Raw genomic sequence first — 16061 nt, 5'->3', positions numbered from 1 at the left:
CTCACGCCTCGGATGTCGCCTGACCCGGGCTCATACCTCGGATGTCGCCTGACCGGGGCTCATCCCTCGGATGTTGTCGCCTGACTAAGTCAGCGCTGGGTGGCTTCGGCGTCTAATCCCATCTGCCAGAAATCGGCTTCGAGAATGCTGGCCTTGCGAAAGATCGTTGCAAGACGGGGGTATCGGGATTCCGTGAGATAGATCTTCGCCGATTTATCCATCCAGATGCCGAACTCCCTGGCCAGCTCCTGATACAGGTCACCCGCATATTCCTCGATCCACCGGCGGTAGGGATTGCCGGCTATCTTCGCCGTATGCCGCTTCTTGAGGTCGGCGCCGATTTCCGCATAGCCGATGATACAAGGCGCCAGAGCGACCTGCAGGTCCAGGAGATCCCCTGCCATTCCCGTTTCCAGGACGAAGCGGGTATAGGCCATGGTAGGCCTGTCTTCCTCCGCCGCCTCGATCATGGGTCTGGTCATGCCCCAGCCGGCGCACAACTCGATGTGCAGGTCGAGTTCCGTGTCCAGGATCGCCTTGACGCCTTCCAGCGACGCGCGCATGTCGTCGATGGTCGGGCTCTTATAGACACCGAGGGCATAGGCGCGGGCGAACTGGATCAGGAACAGGTAGTCCTGAACGAGATAATGGCGGAAACAGCCTTCCGGCAAAGAACCGGCGCCCAGTTGCTCGACGAATTCATGGGAGACATACGCGGACCACTCCGGCCGTGCATCGGTTTTCAGCCGCTGAAAAAGATCCACTACCGGCCCTGCCCGATCATGAAGGCGGGGTCGGCCTCCTGAAGCGATACGGATTCGCCGCAGCCGCAGGCAGACACTTCATTGGGGTTCTTGAAGACGAAACCGGAGCGAAACTTGGTAACCTCGAAGTCCATTTCCGTTCCGAGCAGGAACAAAACGGCGGACGGATCGACGAACAGCTTCGCGCCCTTTTCCTCGACGGTGTCGTCGCCGGGGCTGGCCTCTTTGACCAGCTCCATGGTGTACTCCATGCCGGCGCAGCCACCCTTCTTGATGCCGACCCGAAGACCCTGTGCCTCTCCGTCGGCATTATCGACCAGTTCGCGCACGCGTTCCGCCGCGGTGTCGGTCATGGTCATCACCTGGAATTTGCTTGCTGCAGCCATCTCATCCTCGAGGTTTGCAAAGGATTCGGGTCATGTCCAACATATAGGGTTGCGGGACACCGTCAAAAAGAGGCCGGTACTCAATACCAGTTCAGCGCGACCTTGGCTTCGTCCGACATCCGCTCCGGCGTCCAGGGCGGATCGAAGACCATATCCACATTGACCGGTCCGACACCGGCCACGGAAGCGACGGCATTTTCCACCCAGCCCGGCATTTCGCCTGCGACCGGACAACCCGGCGCGGTCAGCGTCATGTCGATGTTGATGGACCGATCGTCCTCGATATCGACTTTGTAGATCAGGCCGAGTTCATAGATATCGCAGGGAATTTCCGGATCGTAGACGGTCTTCAGTGCCGCGACGATGTCATTCGTGAGTCGGTCCAGTTCTTCCATGGGAATGGCGGAGCCGCCGGCGACATCCGCGCGCAGTTCTTCCCCTGCGTCGTTGTGATCAATGGTGGTGCCGTTGTCCATCTTGTCCGTCCTCAGGCGAAAAATGACTGCGCCTTGATCAAGGCCTCGTAGAGCGCGTCCACTTCCGCGCGGGTGTTATAGAGCCCGAAACTTGCCCGACATGTAGAGGTCACGCCGTATTTTGCCAAGAGCGGCTGCGCGCAATGGGTTCCGGCCCTGACTGCCACGCCGGCGCGGTCGATGATCGTGGCAACGTCATGGGCATGAGCCCCTTCGATCTCGAAGGACACGATCGCCCCCTTGCCCGGTGCCGTGCCGAAGATCCTCAACGAGTTGATCGTCGACAGTCGTTCATGGGCATAGGCGCACAGATCCGCCTCGTGGCGGGCAATCCGCTCGCGTCCGATGCTGTCCATGTAATCCAGGGCGGCGCCCAGACCGATCGCCTGAACGATCGGCGGTGTGCCGGCCTCGAACCGGTGCGGCGGATCGGCATAGGTGACGATGTCTTCGGTCACATCCAGGATCATCTCGCCGCCGCCGCAGAAGGGCCGCATGGCCTTCAGCTTGTCCGACTTGGCCCAGAGAACGCCAATGCCGGTCGGCCCGTAAACCTTGTGTCCGGTGAAAATATAATAGTCGCAGTCGATGTCCTGCACATCCACCGGCAGGTGAACGGCGGCCTGGCTGCCGTCGACCAGTACCGGAATGCCGCGTTCATGAGCGATCCGGCAGACCTCCTTGACCGGTACGACCGTGCCCAGCACGTTGGACATATGCGTGATGGCGACGAGCTTGGTGCGGTCGCTCAGCGTATCGGCGAAGGCATCGAGGTCGAAAGACCCGTCCTCGCGCACATAGGCCCATTTCAGCACCGCGCCGTTGCGCTCACGGTGAAAGTGCCAGGGCACGATGTTGGAATGATGCTCCATGATGGAGATCACGATTTCGTCGCCCGGACCGAAGGTCTCCGGCCCGAGACCGTAGGAGACCAGGTTGATCGCCTCGGTCGTGGAGCGGGTGAACACGATTTCGTCCACCGACGGCGCGTTCAGGAAGCGGCGCACCTTTTCGCGCGCGGCCTCGTAATTGTCGGTCGCGGTATTGGACAGGAAATGCAAGCCGCGGTGCACATTGGCGTATTCGTTGGAATAGGCATAGGAGACCGCGTCGATAACCGCCTGCGGCTTCTGCGCCGATGCGCCATTGTCGAGATAGACCAGCGGCTTGCCGTAGACCTCCCGCGAGAGGATCGGAAAGTCCTTGCGGATGGCCTCGACGTCGTAGCCGGCGTCCGTTTCAGCGATTGCAGATGCGACCGTCATGCCGCCAAGCTCCCTTGTCTTTTCCTTTGAGCCGACGACAGGTGTACCGCCGCCGGATAATCATCAGCTTCTCGCTGCCAGCCAGGCCCGGACCCGTTCTTCCAGCATACCGGTCAGATCGTCCTCGCCGAATTCCTCAATCGCTTCGGACAGGAACGCAAGAACGAGGAGTGTCTTTGCCTCGTCTTCCGGAATGCCACGTGCGCGCAGGTAGAACAGCAGGTCCTCGTCGATTTGGCCGCTCGTGGCGCCGTGGGCGCACAGAACGTCGTCGGCGAAGATTTCCAGCTCCGGCTTGTTGGCCATCTCCGGGCCTTCCGACAGCAGCAGGGCCTGGGTCATCATTTCGCCGTCGGTCTTCTGGGCGTGGGGCGCCACGTTGATGCGCCCCTGATAGACCCCTTTGGCCTCATCGTCGAGAACCGTCTTGAAGAACTCGCGGCTCGAACAGTTGGGCATGGTGTGATCGACGATCAGCGTCTGATCGGCGAGCGCCCGGTCGCGCGCCATGGTCACGCCGAAGAGCCGGGCTTCGGAGTTCTCGCCGGCAAAGGCGACGAACTGCTGATTGCGCACGAAGGACGGTCCGGCGATGAAGCCGAGCGTATGGAACCGCGCTTCCGATCCGAGACGGGCAAGGGTCGTGAACAGCTTCGCACCTTCGCCATCACCCTCGATCAGACGGGTGACGGTGAGTTCGCCGGTATCGGCGATGTCATAGTCAAAAACGGCATTGGTCTCGCCCATGCCGGTGTCGCCGGCAAAGGTTTCCAGAAGCTTGAGCTTCGCGCCCGGAGCAACCGCGATCCGGCAGCGGGTGACCTGAGCCCCCTCGCCTGCCGCCACGTGCACGAGTTCGACCGGCTTGGAAACGTCGGCGCCTTCCCGGACCGAAAGCATCACGCCGCCCTGGACGAAGGCGGTGTTGAGCGCGAGCGTTCCGTCGCCGTCGGCACTGGCCGGTACTGCGAGCAGAGCCGCGCCGTTGTCGCCTGCAAGTGCGGTGTTGAAGTCGGTCACCGTGATACCTTCGCGGGCCAGAGCCTCGACATCACTCAATCCGTCCATGAACCGGCCGTTGGCAATCACGATCCGGTAGCGGCCGAGGTCGCCGAAGCCGTCAGTTGCTTCCAGTATTGCCTTTGCCTCGTCTGCCGTTGCATCGGCCGCCAGCGGCGCGCTCGACTTCATATAGGCACGTAGGTCGGTGTACTTGTATTCCTCTACCCGCCGATGTGGCAGGCCGGTCCGCCGCAATTGATCGGCGGACGCATCGCGCAGCGCGACCACGGCATCCGTCCCGGCAAGCCCGGCGCGGACGCTTTCATAGCGCGCAATCAGACCGGTTTCGGCCTGGGTATGCGTGATCGGAGTGTTGGCGTTCATCCTTGTCTCCCGCCGCTCAGGCTGCTGCGTCTTCGGCGTAGTCGGCGTAGCCGCTTTTTTCCAGCTCAAGCGCCAGATCCGCGCCGCCGGTCTTCACGATCCGGCCCTTTGACATGACGTGGACGACATCCGGCACGATATGGTCGAGCAGGCGCTGGTAGTGGGTGATGACGATCATGGATCGCTCCGGCGACCTCAGCCTGTTGACGCCGTCCGACACGATCCGCAGCGCGTCGATGTCGAGACCGGAATCGGTCTCGTCGAGCACACAGAGTTTCGGCTCCAGGAGGGACATCTGCAGGATTTCGGCGCGCTTCTTCTCACCGCCGGAAAATCCGACGTTGAGCGGGCGCTTCAGCATGTCCATGCCGATTTTCAGTTCGCCCGCCTTTTCCTTGACCGTCTTCATGAAGGCCGGAATGGTGAGTTCAGCTTCCTTGCGGGCGCGCCGCTGCGCGTTCATTGCCGTCTTGAGGAATTCCATGGTGGCAACGCCGGGGATCTCGATCGGATACTGGAACGCCAGGAAGACGCCGGCGGCCGCCCGCTCGTCGGGGCCAAGCTCCAACAGGTTCTCGCCGTTGAACAGGATCTCGCCTTCGGTGATCTCGTAGTCTTCCTTGCCGGCCAGGATATAGGACAGGGTCGACTTGCCGGAGCCGTTCGGTCCCATGATGGCGTGGACTTCACCGTCGTTCACTGTCAGGTCGACGCCGCGCAGGATTTCCTTGCCGTCTTCGGCGATGCGGGCGTGCAGGTTTTTGATCTCAAGCATTGAGATATTTCCTTGTTCTAGTCCCAGGGGCAACGAGGCCCCGTGTTTGTTCCGTCCGAATTCTCACGACCTCTTCAAAGGTCAATTTGTCCCGCCTGTCAGGCTCGAGGTGAGGCCCATTGAAAGGACCCATGACACAATCGAAAGGTAGCAAAACAGGCCGTATGCACTGCCGTAACGGAGACCCAATGCCGATAGCGGGTTGGGATCGCTATCCAGGAGAGCCAATCGCCCTTCGCGCGATAAAAACACCCACATCGCCGACATCTGCAGCCACAAGGCGAATGGCATCATCAGGAATAGAAGCACTCCGATCCCGACGGTGTCATTCCATCGCCACACCAGTGCCCAAACGACCCCAAATACCACTCCCAATATGCTGCTTTTGAACCGCCCGGCCAAAAAGAACCGATTCTCCAGCCAGTTAACGGCGAAGCCCAACGATTGAAACCAACTCATCGAGATCCGCCCCTTCAAATCCTTTGTCGTTAGCCCACCGAGCCCTCAAGACTGATCGAAATCAGCTTCTGGGCCTCGACCGCGAATTCCATCGGCAGCTGCTGGATGACGTCCTTGACGAAGCCGTTGACGATCAGGGCCACGGCCTCCTCGTCGGACATGCCGCGCTGCTGGCAATAGAACATCTGGTCGTCGGAGATCTTCGAGGTGGTCGCCTCGTGCTCGAAGATCGCCGTCGCGTTCTTACTCTCGATATAGGGCACGGTATGGGCGCCGCAGTCCTGACCGATCAGGAGCGAGTCGCACTGGGTGAAGTTACGCGCGTTCGACGCCTTGCGGTGGGCCGACACCAGACCGCGATAGGTGTTCTGCGACCGGCCGGCCGAGATGCCCTTGGAGATGATCCGGCTGGAGGTGTTCTTGCCCAGATGGATCATCTTGGTGCCGCTGTCGACCTGCTGATAGCCGTTGGAAACGGCGATCGAGTAGAATTCGCCGCGCGAATTGTCGCCGCGCAGGATGCAGGACGGGTATTTCCAGGTGATCGCGGACCCGGTCTCGACCTGGGTCCAGGAGATCTTGGAATTCCTGCCCCGGCAGTCGCCGCGCTTTGTGACGAAATTGTAGATGCCGCCTTTGCCCTGTGCGTCGCCCGGGAACCAGTTCTGCACCGTGGAATACTTGATCTCCGCATCATCGAGCGCCACGAGTTCGACGACAGCCGCGTGCAGCTGGTTCTCGTCGCGCTGGGGGGCCGTGCAGCCTTCCAGATAGGAAACATAGGCCCCCTTCTCCGCGATGATCAGCGTGCGCTCGAACTGGCCGGTATTCTGCTCGTTGATGCGGAAATAGGTCGACAGCTCCATCGGGCAGCGAACGCCTTCGGGAATATAGACGAAGGAGCCGTCGGAAAAGACCGCGGAGTTCAGCGTGGCGTAGTAGTTGTCCGTCACCGGAACGACCGAACCCAGGTACTTCTTCACCAGTTCCGGATGTTCGCGCAGCGCCTCGGAGATCGAGCAGAAGATGACGCCGGCCTTCTTCAGCTCTTCCTTGAAGGTGGTGACCACGGAAACGCTGTCGAACACCGCGTCGACGGCGACCCGGTTTTCCGGCTTGATGCCGGCCAGGATTTCCTGTTCGCGCAGCGGAATGCCGAGCTTTTCGTAAGTGGCAAGAAGCTCCGGATCGACCTCGTCGATGCTCTTGGGACCTTCCGCGGACTTGGGAGCCGCGTAATAGTAAAGGTCGTCGAAATCGATTTTCGGATAGTGCACACGGGCCCACGTCGGCTCGTCCATGGTCTTGAACCGGCGCAGCGCCTCCAGGCGCCATTCGGTCATCCATTCCGGCTCGTTCTTTTTCGCGGAGATGAAACGGACGGTTTCCTCGGAAAGGCCCTTGGCGCCCCTTTCCGATTCGATGTCGGTCACGAAGCCGTATTTATACTGGTCAACATCGATCGCCTTGACCTGATCGATTGTCTCCTGCACAGCGGGCATATCTTCACTCCATTGCGCGGAACTCATTCGGTCCCGCGGTTCTTCTTAATTTGCATCGCCAGACGCCGACTTAACGATCGTCAAGCGAAAACGGGGCCGGCGGTCACCCGCCGGGTATGTCATGCAGCCCGGTTACGGGCCTCCGGGTTCAGCCGGTCCACGATCTGCGGCCAAACCTCCAGAAAACGGTCGATATCGGCGTCCTGACTGTTCCAGCCGAGGCTGACACGCAACGCGCAACGGGCGGTCGCCTCGTCAGCTCCCATGGCCGTCAGCACATGGGAAACGGAAACCTTGCCGGACGAACACGCGGAACCGGAGGATAGGGACATGCGTTCCAGATCGAAGGCGATCAACGCCGTTTCCGCCGAAATTCCGGGAGCGGCAAAGCAACTTGTGTTCGCAAGACGCGGCGCCTCTTCTCCGAATATAGTGACGGCCGGACAGATTTCACGCACGCCGGCTTCCAGTCTGTCGCGCAAGCCGGCCAGACGCGCCCAATCCAGCGCTTCTTTTTCCGCAGATGCCGCCGCCACACCGAAACCGACAATGGCGGCCATGTTCTCCGTGCCGGCCCGGCGCCAGTTTTCCTGGCCGCCGCCGAGCATCAGCGGCGCGGGCACGCGGGCCGTGGACCGCACGACAAGAGCGCCAGCACCTTGCGGGCCGCCGAACTTGTGTGCCGACAGGCTGATGGCATCGGCCTGCCAGGCGTCCATGTCTATGTCCATGCGCCCGGCCGCCTGAACCGCGTCGACGTGGAAGAAGCCGCCGGCCCTGGCAACCATCGCACCGATTTCGGCCAAAGGACTGATGACGCCGGTTTCGTTGTTGGCCGCCATGACCGAGACCAGCGCCGGACCTCCGACCGCCAGCATGTCCTTCAGGACATCCAGCCGAATCACGCCATTGGCCTCGACCGGAATGACCTCCTGCTGCGAGGCCGGAAACCGCCCCCCGGCTACGACGGACGGATGTTCCGTGGCGCCGCGCAGCAGCCGGTCCAGATAATAGGGAGCCCCCTGATCCTGCCAGTTCGGTGTCAGGGCAGTCATATTGGCTTCTGTTCCGCCGGAAACGAAGGTGACCGCGCGGGTACGGGTCTTGCAGAGGCTTGCAACCTGATCGCGCGCGGCCTCGATCCTGGCCCGGGCGCGGCGGCCGTCGGTGTGAACCGACGACGCATTGCCGACATCGCTCAAGACCTCGACCATGCACTCCCGGGCGCCGGGGCGCAGCGGTGCGCCGGCGTTGTAGTCGAGATAGACATGGTCTTTTGCCTGAGGCATGGCCTGTTTGCGCGCCTGTGTTTCGCCTGTTTTCAGCCGGATCGAAAATCTTTTCGTTTACCCTTCGTTACGGAAAACTTGAAATTTTCCGCTCCGATGGCTTAAACGTGCCCACCTGACGACGTCGCGTCTCATTTTCCACGATATGAGGCGTGAGCGACTTTCGAATAATTCTAAAGAAGGTTCTAGAAACTCGGAACCTGAGAGTCAAGTTTAGACTTAGGGATTTCACGTACACAGAACCAAAGGCAGCACCATAAAATCTCAAGGGTGCCGCAATAAAAAAGGACATAGCGCTTCATGCCCGAGGTGATCTTTAACGGTCCCGCGGGCCGGCTGGAAGGCCGGTTCCATCCCGCGAAAAAACGCAATGCACCGATTGCCCTGGTGCTTCATCTGCATCCGCAGTTCGGCGGCACGATGAACAACCAGATCGTGTATCAGCTCTACTACATGTTCGCGCAGCGCGGTTTCGCGGTCCTGCGGTTCAACTTCCGTGGCGTCGGCCGGTCGCAAGGAGCGTTCGACCATGGCCAGGGTGAGCTTTCCGATGCGGCCGCGGCCCTCGACTGGGTGCAGACCGTGCATCCGGATGCGCGCGCCTGCTGGATTGCCGGCTTCTCCTTCGGCGCCTGGATCGGCATGCAGCTTCTGATGCGTCGCCCGGAAGTGGAAGGCTTCATCTCGGTCGCCCCGCCGGCCAACCTGCACGACTTCTCGTTCCTGGCCCCCTGCCCGTCTTCCGGCCTGATCATCCACGGCGAAAGCGACAAGGTCGTGCCGCAAAAGGATGTGCAGACCCTGGTCGACAAGCTGAAGACCCAGAAGGGCATTGTCATCGACCATCAGGAAATCCCCGGCGCGAACCACTTCTTCGAGAACAACATGGACGATCTGATGGACCGTTGCGGTACCTACCTCGACGGCCGACTCGGCCTGACACCGGAAGATTACGTGCAGATCGACTGAGCGTCTCGAACGGACCTGAATTGAAAAGCTCGCCGGTTCGGCGGGCTTTTTTTATCCACCGCGTTGATCAGCCTGGTGCCGATATGAATGCGCAAGCGTGCAAGCGCTCCCGGGACGGCGGAAGCCGGACTTCCTCACAGTCACGCTCTTCCGTCTCCCAGACGGCGCCTGCCTGAAGGCCGGCGGATGGAACGCATAAGCCTTTTGCATCAAGTGCCTGAGATAAATGTTTAAACGCATATCTCATGCTGAATGCCCGGGTGCTGAAATCAAACAGCAACCGGTTGCTTCCGCTCACGATACTGAGTTGAAGCTGGCATGCGGGATCATAACAATAGGCATACCGGCAGATAACCTCCTCTCCGTCCAGTTCGGCATCGATGCTGAGATAGACATGATCGGAAAATGGCCCATTGTCCTCCCCCGGCGCGGGACCGGGCGGTGTGCCGGAAACGCCGGAACCTCGGCCGAAGAGGGCGCCGAGTACCGGAAAGCGCCGCTTTCCGACGCGTTTTATCACCGGAACTTTCGATTTTTCGGCTTGAACATTCCGGTCTTCGGTCCGGCTCCCGGACGGCGGGGAGCCAAGGGACGACAAATCATCGAAATATCCGTACGCGACATCCAGACGTGCGATGGTGCGGCGCAGTTCGTCGATCGCTTTCGTCGCCTTCGCCTCATCGCCGGCCGTTTCCAGGACGCGAACCTCGAGCGCCCGGTAAATCGCCAGGCGCTGCCCCGGCGTGTCGCAAGGCCCCCGGTCCAGGGCATCGGAAACCAGACTGAAGATCGAGATATTGCTTCCGCTGCCTGACACGCCGCCCTCCCCAAGCCATCAATTCCACCGTTTTTCGAACGCAGACATTCCGGTTTCCGCGCAAACAAAAAGGCGCTGCTTCCATTGAAGCAGCGCCTTGAAACTCTGACAACTAGAGTGCCGGATTACTGGCCCGGCGTCCAGGCTTCGTAATCGCCGGAGACTTCCGGGCGGTGCTCCGGGGTCAGGATCGAGCCGTGCGGGCGATAGGCGCCGGGCGTGCCGGTCCAGTTCTGCTGATGCGGCTTCTGCCAGTGCTTGGGATAATAGGTCTCTTCCGTGGGCGGGGTGTCGACCCGGTGGTGCATCCAGCCGTGCCAGCCCGGGGGAATCGTCGAGGCTTCCGCCAGGCCGTTATAGATGACCCAGCGCTTCTTGCCGCCGCGTTCGCGGTAGTACTTGTTGCCAAACTCGTCCTCGCCGACGAATTCGCCTTTGCGCCAGGTGAAAAAGCGCGTTCCCATGGTCTGGCCGTTCCACCAGGTGAACAGTTCGAGTATGAGCTTCCACATCGCCTGAAGAGATCCTTGAGCGAAGAACATTGGTCGCGGACAGCATCAGCCGTGCCGCCGGCAGGATTGGCGCGAATATGACCGCTCACTGGGCGACTGTCCAGCCCGCAGTTACCTGCTTCCGGCCTCGAAACGGAGAATGGCTGCGAAAGGCGACGACCGTCAGGTGCCGGTGGCGCGTGTCGCGCCGAAGGCGGAAATGCGTGGCGCTTGCTTGTCCGTCGCTGCCGGAATGATCCTCCTGCCGCTGAGATCGACCGATTCGGGCACGCCCCTGGAAGCGGAGGCGAATTCCTTTTCCACCGCGCTTTGCACCGCCGCCAGACGCTTGGTCGCCTGCTCGTGATAGCTCCGTGCATTTTCCAGGGATTTGATCTTCTCCGCCTGAACATCGAGGGCCTTGTGAATCCCTTCGATATTATAGAAGCCGGAGGTCTCCAGAATCATCGGGCGCTCGTCGGTCGCAAGCCATTTCAATCGGCTATAGAGGGTCGCGGGTGAGAGCGGCTTGACCAGCAGATGATGCGCCCCTGCCCTGAGCCCCTTGTCGACCAGGGCGCGCGTACCGTGGGCCGTGATAAAGAGCAGCGGCACGTAGCACAGGGGCTCCATGTGCCGGTGGCGGATCAGACGCAGCAACTGGTAGCCGGATGTCGGTGCCATGCGCCAGTCGGCGAGAATCACGTTCGGTGGCTCGCTCAGCATGGCTTCGAGCGCATCATCCGCCGAATCGAAGACCCGGACGCGCGCGACCTTGAAGCTGATGAGAATCGAACGTATCAAAGTCTGCATGGGTTTGCTGTCCTCGACGATGACCACATCGAGATCCTCAGGCCCCAGGCCGTATGCTGCGTGATGCTTCATTTAAACCGCTCTTGATTGTCCCCAGCTGAAACAATGTCAGAAGCGCTTTAAGTCGCACTCAATTCGCTACCGGCCATTTTCATAAAATTTTCATCGAAACTGCGCTGTTTCGCCGAAATTTGCGGCAGCGTGAGAGCATCCGATTTTTAAGCCGGCTCAGGCGCGGAATCGCAGAAGTCCGCGCGTTTCGTCAACACTCCCCGCTATCCACATGCCCACACTATATTTGGGGCTTGCTCCAAATTTAGACACAACAGGTTGTCGATGCACGCTTGACGGTAACGATTGATTCACTCTAGTTTTTTATCACTTCAGTGTGCGTATCAGGAAGCGGTCTTCCCCGCTTCCGATCCTCCAGTATCCAGTATCAAGCGTAACGCGTCCCGAGCCTTGGCAAATGCCATTCCGGGCGCTAGCTGCAGGTGTGTCTGGGTTCCGCAAAAGCTCCCCAGGCCCCTCGTGACAAAGCTGTTGATGAGCACTATATATAGTAGCAATCAGCGCGCAAAACACTAGATAACGGACCAATCAAAGCGGTCCGACAAAACAGGGAACGGCGTAGTCGCCGTCCGGACCGAATTGGTTTCGGATTGAATTGCGTGGGACTCGCGGCCGGAAAACAAAGTACGGCCCGACCGGGAAATCGAAGGGGACATGGAATGCGGATTGAGCGGCGCTATACGAAACAGGGACAGTCTCCCTACGCCGACATTGAATTCCGGACGGCAACGAGCGAGATCCGTAATCCGGACGGGTCGATCGTGTTCCGGCTCGAGAACATTCAGGTTCCGGCGCAATTCTCCCAGGTTGCGGCAGACATTCTCGCGCAGAAGTATTTCCGCAAGGCCGGCGTTCCGGCCAAACTGAAGCCCGTCGAGGAAAACACCGTCCCGTCCTGGCTGTGGCGTCAGGCAGCCGACGAGAAGGCGCTGAAGAAGCTGCCCGAAGACCAGCGCTACGGCTCGGAAATCGACGGCCGTCAGGTATTCGACCGCCTCGCCGGCACCTGGACCTACTGGGGCTGGAAAGGCGGCTACTTCGACACGGAAGAAGACGCCCACGCCTTCTACGACGAACTGCGCTACATGCTGGCGACCCAGAAAGTGGCGCCGAACTCCCCGCAGTGGTTCAACACCGGCCTGCACTGGGCCTATGGCATCGACGGCCCGAGCCAGGGCCACTTCTATGTCGACTTCCAGACCGGCGAGCTGACCCGTTCCGCCACGGCCTATGAGCATCCCCAGCCGCATGCCTGCTTCATCCAGTCCGTCGGCGACGACCTGGTCAACGAAGGCGGCATCATGGACCTGTGGGTCCGCGAGGCGCGCCTGTTCAAATACGGCTCCGGCACCGGTTCCAACTTCTCCCGCGTCCGCGGCGAAGGCGAGCGGCTGTCCGGCGGCGGCAAGTCCTCCGGCCTGATGAGCTTCCTGAAGATCGGCGACCGGGCGGCCGGCGCGATCAAGTCCGGCGGCACCACGCGCCGCGCGGCCAAGATGGTCGTGGTCGACGTCGACCATCCGGACATCGAGGAATACATCAACTGGAAGGTCAAGGAAGAGCAGAAGGTGGCAGCCCTCGTCACCGGCTCCAAGATCTGCCAGAAGCACCTCAGCGCCATCATGCGCGCCTGCGTCAACTGCGAGGCGGACAACGGCGAATGCTTCGATCCGGCCAAGAACCCGGCGCTGAAGCGGGAAATCCGTGCCGCCAAGAAGATGATGGTGCCGGACAACTACATCCAGCGCGTCATCCAGTTCGCGCGCCAGGGCTTCACCAAGATCGAGTTTCCGACCTACAACACGGACTGGGATTCGGAAGCATACCTGACCGTTTCCGGCCAGAACTCCAACAACTCCGTGCGCGTCACCGACGGCTTCCTGTCGGCAGTGGTGGAAGACGGCGATTGGGACCTGACCGCCCGCAAAACCAACAAGACGGTCAAGACGCTCAAGGCCAAGGAGCTGTGGGAGCAGATCGGTTATGCCGCATGGGCGTCCGCCGATCCGGGCATCCAGTACCACACCACCATCAACGACTGGCACACTTGTCCGGCTTCGGGCGAGATCCGCGCGTCCAACCCGTGCTCGGAGTACATGTTCCTCGACGACACGGCCTGTAACCTGGCGTCCCTGAACCTGCTTCAGTTCCGCCGCGACGACCGGTCGTTCGACGTCGACAACTACGAGCATGCCGTCCGCCTGTGGACCATCGTTCTCGAAGTGTCGGTGCTTATGGCTCAGTTCCCGTCGAAGGAAATCGCGGAACTCTCCTACAAGTTCCGCACGCTCGGTCTCGGCTACGCCAATATCGGCGGCCTGCTGATGACCTCCGGCATTCCCTACGACAGCGACGAAGGCCGTGCGATCTGCGGTGCGCTGACCGCCATCATGACCGGTGTCTCCTATGCAACGTCCGCGGAAATGGCCGGCGAGCTCGGCGCCTTCCCGGAATACGGCAAGAACGCCAAGGACATGCTGCGGGTCATCCGCAACCACCGTCGCGCCGCCTACGGCGAGGACACCGGTTACGAGGCGCTCAACACCAACCCGGTCGCCCTCGACCATGCCTCCTGCCCGGACAAGACCCTGATCGAACGGGCGCAGCGCGCCTGGGACCGGGCGCTTGAACTCGGCGAGAAGAACGGCTACCGCAACGCCCAGTCCACCGTGATTGCCCCGACCGGCACCATCGGTCTGGTGATGGACTGCGACACCACCGGCATCGAGCCCGACTTCGCCCTGGTGAAGTTCAAGAAGCTCGCCGGCGGCGGCTACTTCAAGATCATCAACCGCGCCGTTCCCGAAGCCCTGCGCGGCCTCGGCTATTCGGAAGCCGAGATCGCCGAGATCGAGGCCTATGCGGTCGGCCACGGTTCCATCGAACAGGCCCCCCATATCAACCCGACGACGCTGAAGGCCAAGGGCTTCTCCGACGAGAGTCTGGCCAAGATCAAGGCCTCGCTCGGCGCGGCCTTCGACATCAAGTTTGTCTTCAACCGCTGGACGGTCGGCGACGAGCAGATGGCCGAACTGATGGTTCCGGAAGAAAAGCTGATCGATCCAGCCTTCGACCTTCTGACCCACATGGGCTTCACCAGGGAAGAGATCGAAGAGGCCAACACCCACGTCTGCGGCGCGATGACCCTGGAAGGGGCGCCGCACCTCAGACAAGAGCATTATGCCGTATTCGACTGCGCCAACCCGTGCGGCCGCATCGGCAAGCGTTTCCTGTCGGTGGAAAGCCACATCCGCATGATGGCCGCCGCCCAGCCGTTCATTTCCGGTGCGATCTCCAAGACGATCAACATGCCGAACGATGCAACGGTCGACGACTGCAAGGAAGCCTACATGCTGTCCTGGCGGCTGGCCCTGAAGGCCAACGCGCTTTACCGCGACGGCTCGAAGCTGTCGCAGCCGCTCAATGCCCAGTTGCTCGCCGACGAGGACATGGAAGAGGACGAGGTGGCGGAAGCCATCGCCGCCAAGCCCATGGCCGCCAAGGCGGAAGTGGTCGCCGAGCGGATCGTGGAACGCATCGTCGAACGCGCCATCCGCGAACGGGAAAAGATGCCGGACCGCCGCAAGGGCTACACCCAGAAGGCGCGTGTCGGCGGCCACAAGGTCTATCTGACAACCGGCGAATACGAGGACGGACGCCTCGGTGAGATCTTCATCGACATGCACAAGGAAGGCGCCGCCTTCCGCTCGCTGATGAACAACTTCGCCATCGCCATCTCGCTCGGCCTCCAGTACGGCGTGCCGCTCGAGGAATATGTCGACGCCTTCACCTTCACCCGGTTCGAACCGGCCGGCATGGTGCAGGGCAACTCGGCGATCAAGAACGCGACGTCGATCCTGGACTACATCTTCCGCGAGCTGGCCGTGTCCTATCTCGGCCGTCACGACCTGGCCCATGTGCCGCCGGAAGCCATCGGCAACACGGCCATGAGCTCTGGTGCGAACGAAGGCAAGGACAGCGGGTCCCAGCCGGGTGTCGTTTCCCACGGCCTGGTCCGCGGCCAGACCGAACGGTTCCGCCTGGTTACCAGCGGCGAGCCGGCCGGAGCGCTCAACGACGCGGTGTCGGCCAAGGCGACCAGCTCCCCGGCGGCCCAGACCTCCGCGATTGCAACCGCCTTCGCGCGCGGCTCCGAAGCGGTGGCTGCCGTGGAAGTCAGCACGGCCCCTGCCCCGCAGCCCAACGACGCGGCCCAGCAGATCGCCCAGGCCCGCATGAAGGGCTACGAAGGCGAAAGCTGCTCGGAATGCGGCAACTTCACCATGGTCCGCAACGGCACCTGCCTGAAGTGCGACACCTGCGGGAGCACGAGCGGGTGTAGCTGAGGCTTGAAGCCGTAGTGCCGTTCAAGGCACTCTAGAAAACACGAAACCCGCCCATCGGAGACGATCGGGCGGGTTTTGAATTTTGAGGCCTATTTAGGCCTGAGCGGACAGTTGGTGATTTCCAGATGAATGACCGGTTTGAACCACCCAGTCGATCATCCAATGCATCGAAGCTTTTCTCGAGAGTAGGGAATTCAATGGAAACGTTTCGCCTCTCCCCGCCATTGGATTACCCCAGTTCGTCGCAAAAA

General features: G+C 61.1%; 14 protein-coding genes. 3 read left to right on the top strand and 11 right to left on the bottom strand.

The annotated features are described in order from the left end of the window. Window positions 1-89: 89 nt before the first annotated feature. The 9 genes from tenA to ACN0SO_RS01910 all read right to left on the bottom strand — a co-directional run bounded on the left by tenA (window position 90) and on the right by ACN0SO_RS01910 (window position 8302). The gene (tenA, locus tag ACN0SO_RS01950; protein WP_417673973.1) at window positions 90-764 is read right to left on the bottom strand and encodes a thiaminase II; all 675 of its coding nucleotides are present in this window, start codon (window positions 762-764) and stop codon (window positions 90-92) included. After that, window positions 764-1150, bottom strand: a complete 387-nt coding sequence (gene sufA / locus ACN0SO_RS01945; RefSeq protein WP_417673971.1) for a Fe-S cluster assembly scaffold SufA — start codon at window positions 1148-1150, stop codon at window positions 764-766. The genes tenA and sufA overlap by 1 nt, the downstream gene beginning before the upstream one ends. Window positions 1151-1230: 80 nt before the next feature. Further along, a complete protein-coding gene (locus ACN0SO_RS01940) occupies window positions 1231-1626 on the bottom strand; it encodes an SUF system Fe-S cluster assembly protein (RefSeq protein WP_417673969.1) in 396 nt (131 codons plus the stop codon). An 11-nt stretch (window positions 1627-1637) separates the two neighbouring features. Continuing rightward, on the bottom strand, window positions 1638-2891 hold the full coding sequence (locus ACN0SO_RS01935) for a cysteine desulfurase (protein WP_417673967.1): 1254 nt from the start codon (window positions 2889-2891) through the stop codon (window positions 1638-1640). Between the two features lie 63 nt (window positions 2892-2954). After that, entirely contained in the window at window positions 2955-4277 is a 1323-nt protein-coding gene (locus ACN0SO_RS01930; protein ID WP_417673965.1) for a SufB/SufD family protein, read from the bottom strand. A gap of 16 nt (window positions 4278-4293) precedes the next feature. After that, complete coding sequence (gene sufC, locus ACN0SO_RS01925; protein WP_417673963.1) at window positions 4294-5052, bottom strand: Fe-S cluster assembly ATPase SufC; 759 nt, start codon at window positions 5050-5052, stop codon at window positions 4294-4296. Window positions 5053-5133: 81 nt separating this feature from the next. Further along, entirely contained in the window at window positions 5134-5511 is a 378-nt protein-coding gene (locus ACN0SO_RS01920) for a hypothetical protein (RefSeq protein ID WP_417673961.1), read from the bottom strand. Window positions 5512-5540: 29 nt separating this feature from the next. Further along, window positions 5541-7013 (bottom strand): Fe-S cluster assembly protein SufB, encoded by a 1473-nt coding sequence (gene sufB, locus ACN0SO_RS01915; RefSeq protein ID WP_417673959.1) that lies wholly within the window; start codon window positions 7011-7013, stop codon window positions 5541-5543. A 119-nt stretch (window positions 7014-7132) separates the two neighbouring features. Further along, on the bottom strand, window positions 7133-8302 hold the full coding sequence (locus tag ACN0SO_RS01910) for a cysteine desulfurase family protein (RefSeq protein ID WP_417673957.1): 1170 nt from the start codon (window positions 8300-8302) through the stop codon (window positions 7133-7135). A 300-nt stretch (window positions 8303-8602) separates the two neighbouring features. Between ACN0SO_RS01910 and ACN0SO_RS01905 the strand changes: the two genes are divergently transcribed. Then, window positions 8603-9271 (top strand): alpha/beta hydrolase, encoded by a 669-nt coding sequence (locus tag ACN0SO_RS01905; protein ID WP_417673955.1) that lies wholly within the window; start codon window positions 8603-8605, stop codon window positions 9269-9271. A gap of 226 nt (window positions 9272-9497) precedes the next feature. Then, window positions 9498-10085 carry a hypothetical protein gene (locus ACN0SO_RS01900; RefSeq protein WP_417673953.1) on the top strand — a complete coding sequence of 196 codons (588 nt, stop codon included), beginning with the start codon at window positions 9498-9500 and terminating at the stop codon, window positions 10083-10085. Between the two features lie 128 nt (window positions 10086-10213). Here the strand turns inward: ACN0SO_RS01900 and ACN0SO_RS01895 are convergent, their stop codons facing one another. Beyond that, on the bottom strand, window positions 10214-10600 hold the full coding sequence (locus tag ACN0SO_RS01895) for an NADH:ubiquinone oxidoreductase subunit NDUFA12 (protein WP_417673951.1): 387 nt from the start codon (window positions 10598-10600) through the stop codon (window positions 10214-10216). A gap of 162 nt (window positions 10601-10762) precedes the next feature. Beyond that, window positions 10763-11464 (bottom strand): response regulator, encoded by a 702-nt coding sequence (locus ACN0SO_RS01890; protein WP_417673946.1) that lies wholly within the window; start codon window positions 11462-11464, stop codon window positions 10763-10765. Between the two features lie 659 nt (window positions 11465-12123). Between ACN0SO_RS01890 and ACN0SO_RS01885 the strand changes: the two genes are divergently transcribed. Continuing rightward, window positions 12124-15810 carry a vitamin B12-dependent ribonucleotide reductase gene (locus ACN0SO_RS01885; RefSeq protein WP_417673944.1) on the top strand — a complete coding sequence of 1229 codons (3687 nt, stop codon included), beginning with the start codon at window positions 12124-12126 and terminating at the stop codon, window positions 15808-15810. Window positions 15811-16061 lie beyond the last annotated feature (251 nt).

This window comes from Roseibium sp., from assembly GCF_048260565.1.
In the GTDB taxonomy this organism is placed as follows: Bacteria; Pseudomonadota; Alphaproteobacteria; order Rhizobiales; family Stappiaceae; genus Roseibium.
Note: the sequence above shows the minus strand (reverse complement) of the source record. Positions and strands in the feature narration are given on the sequence as shown.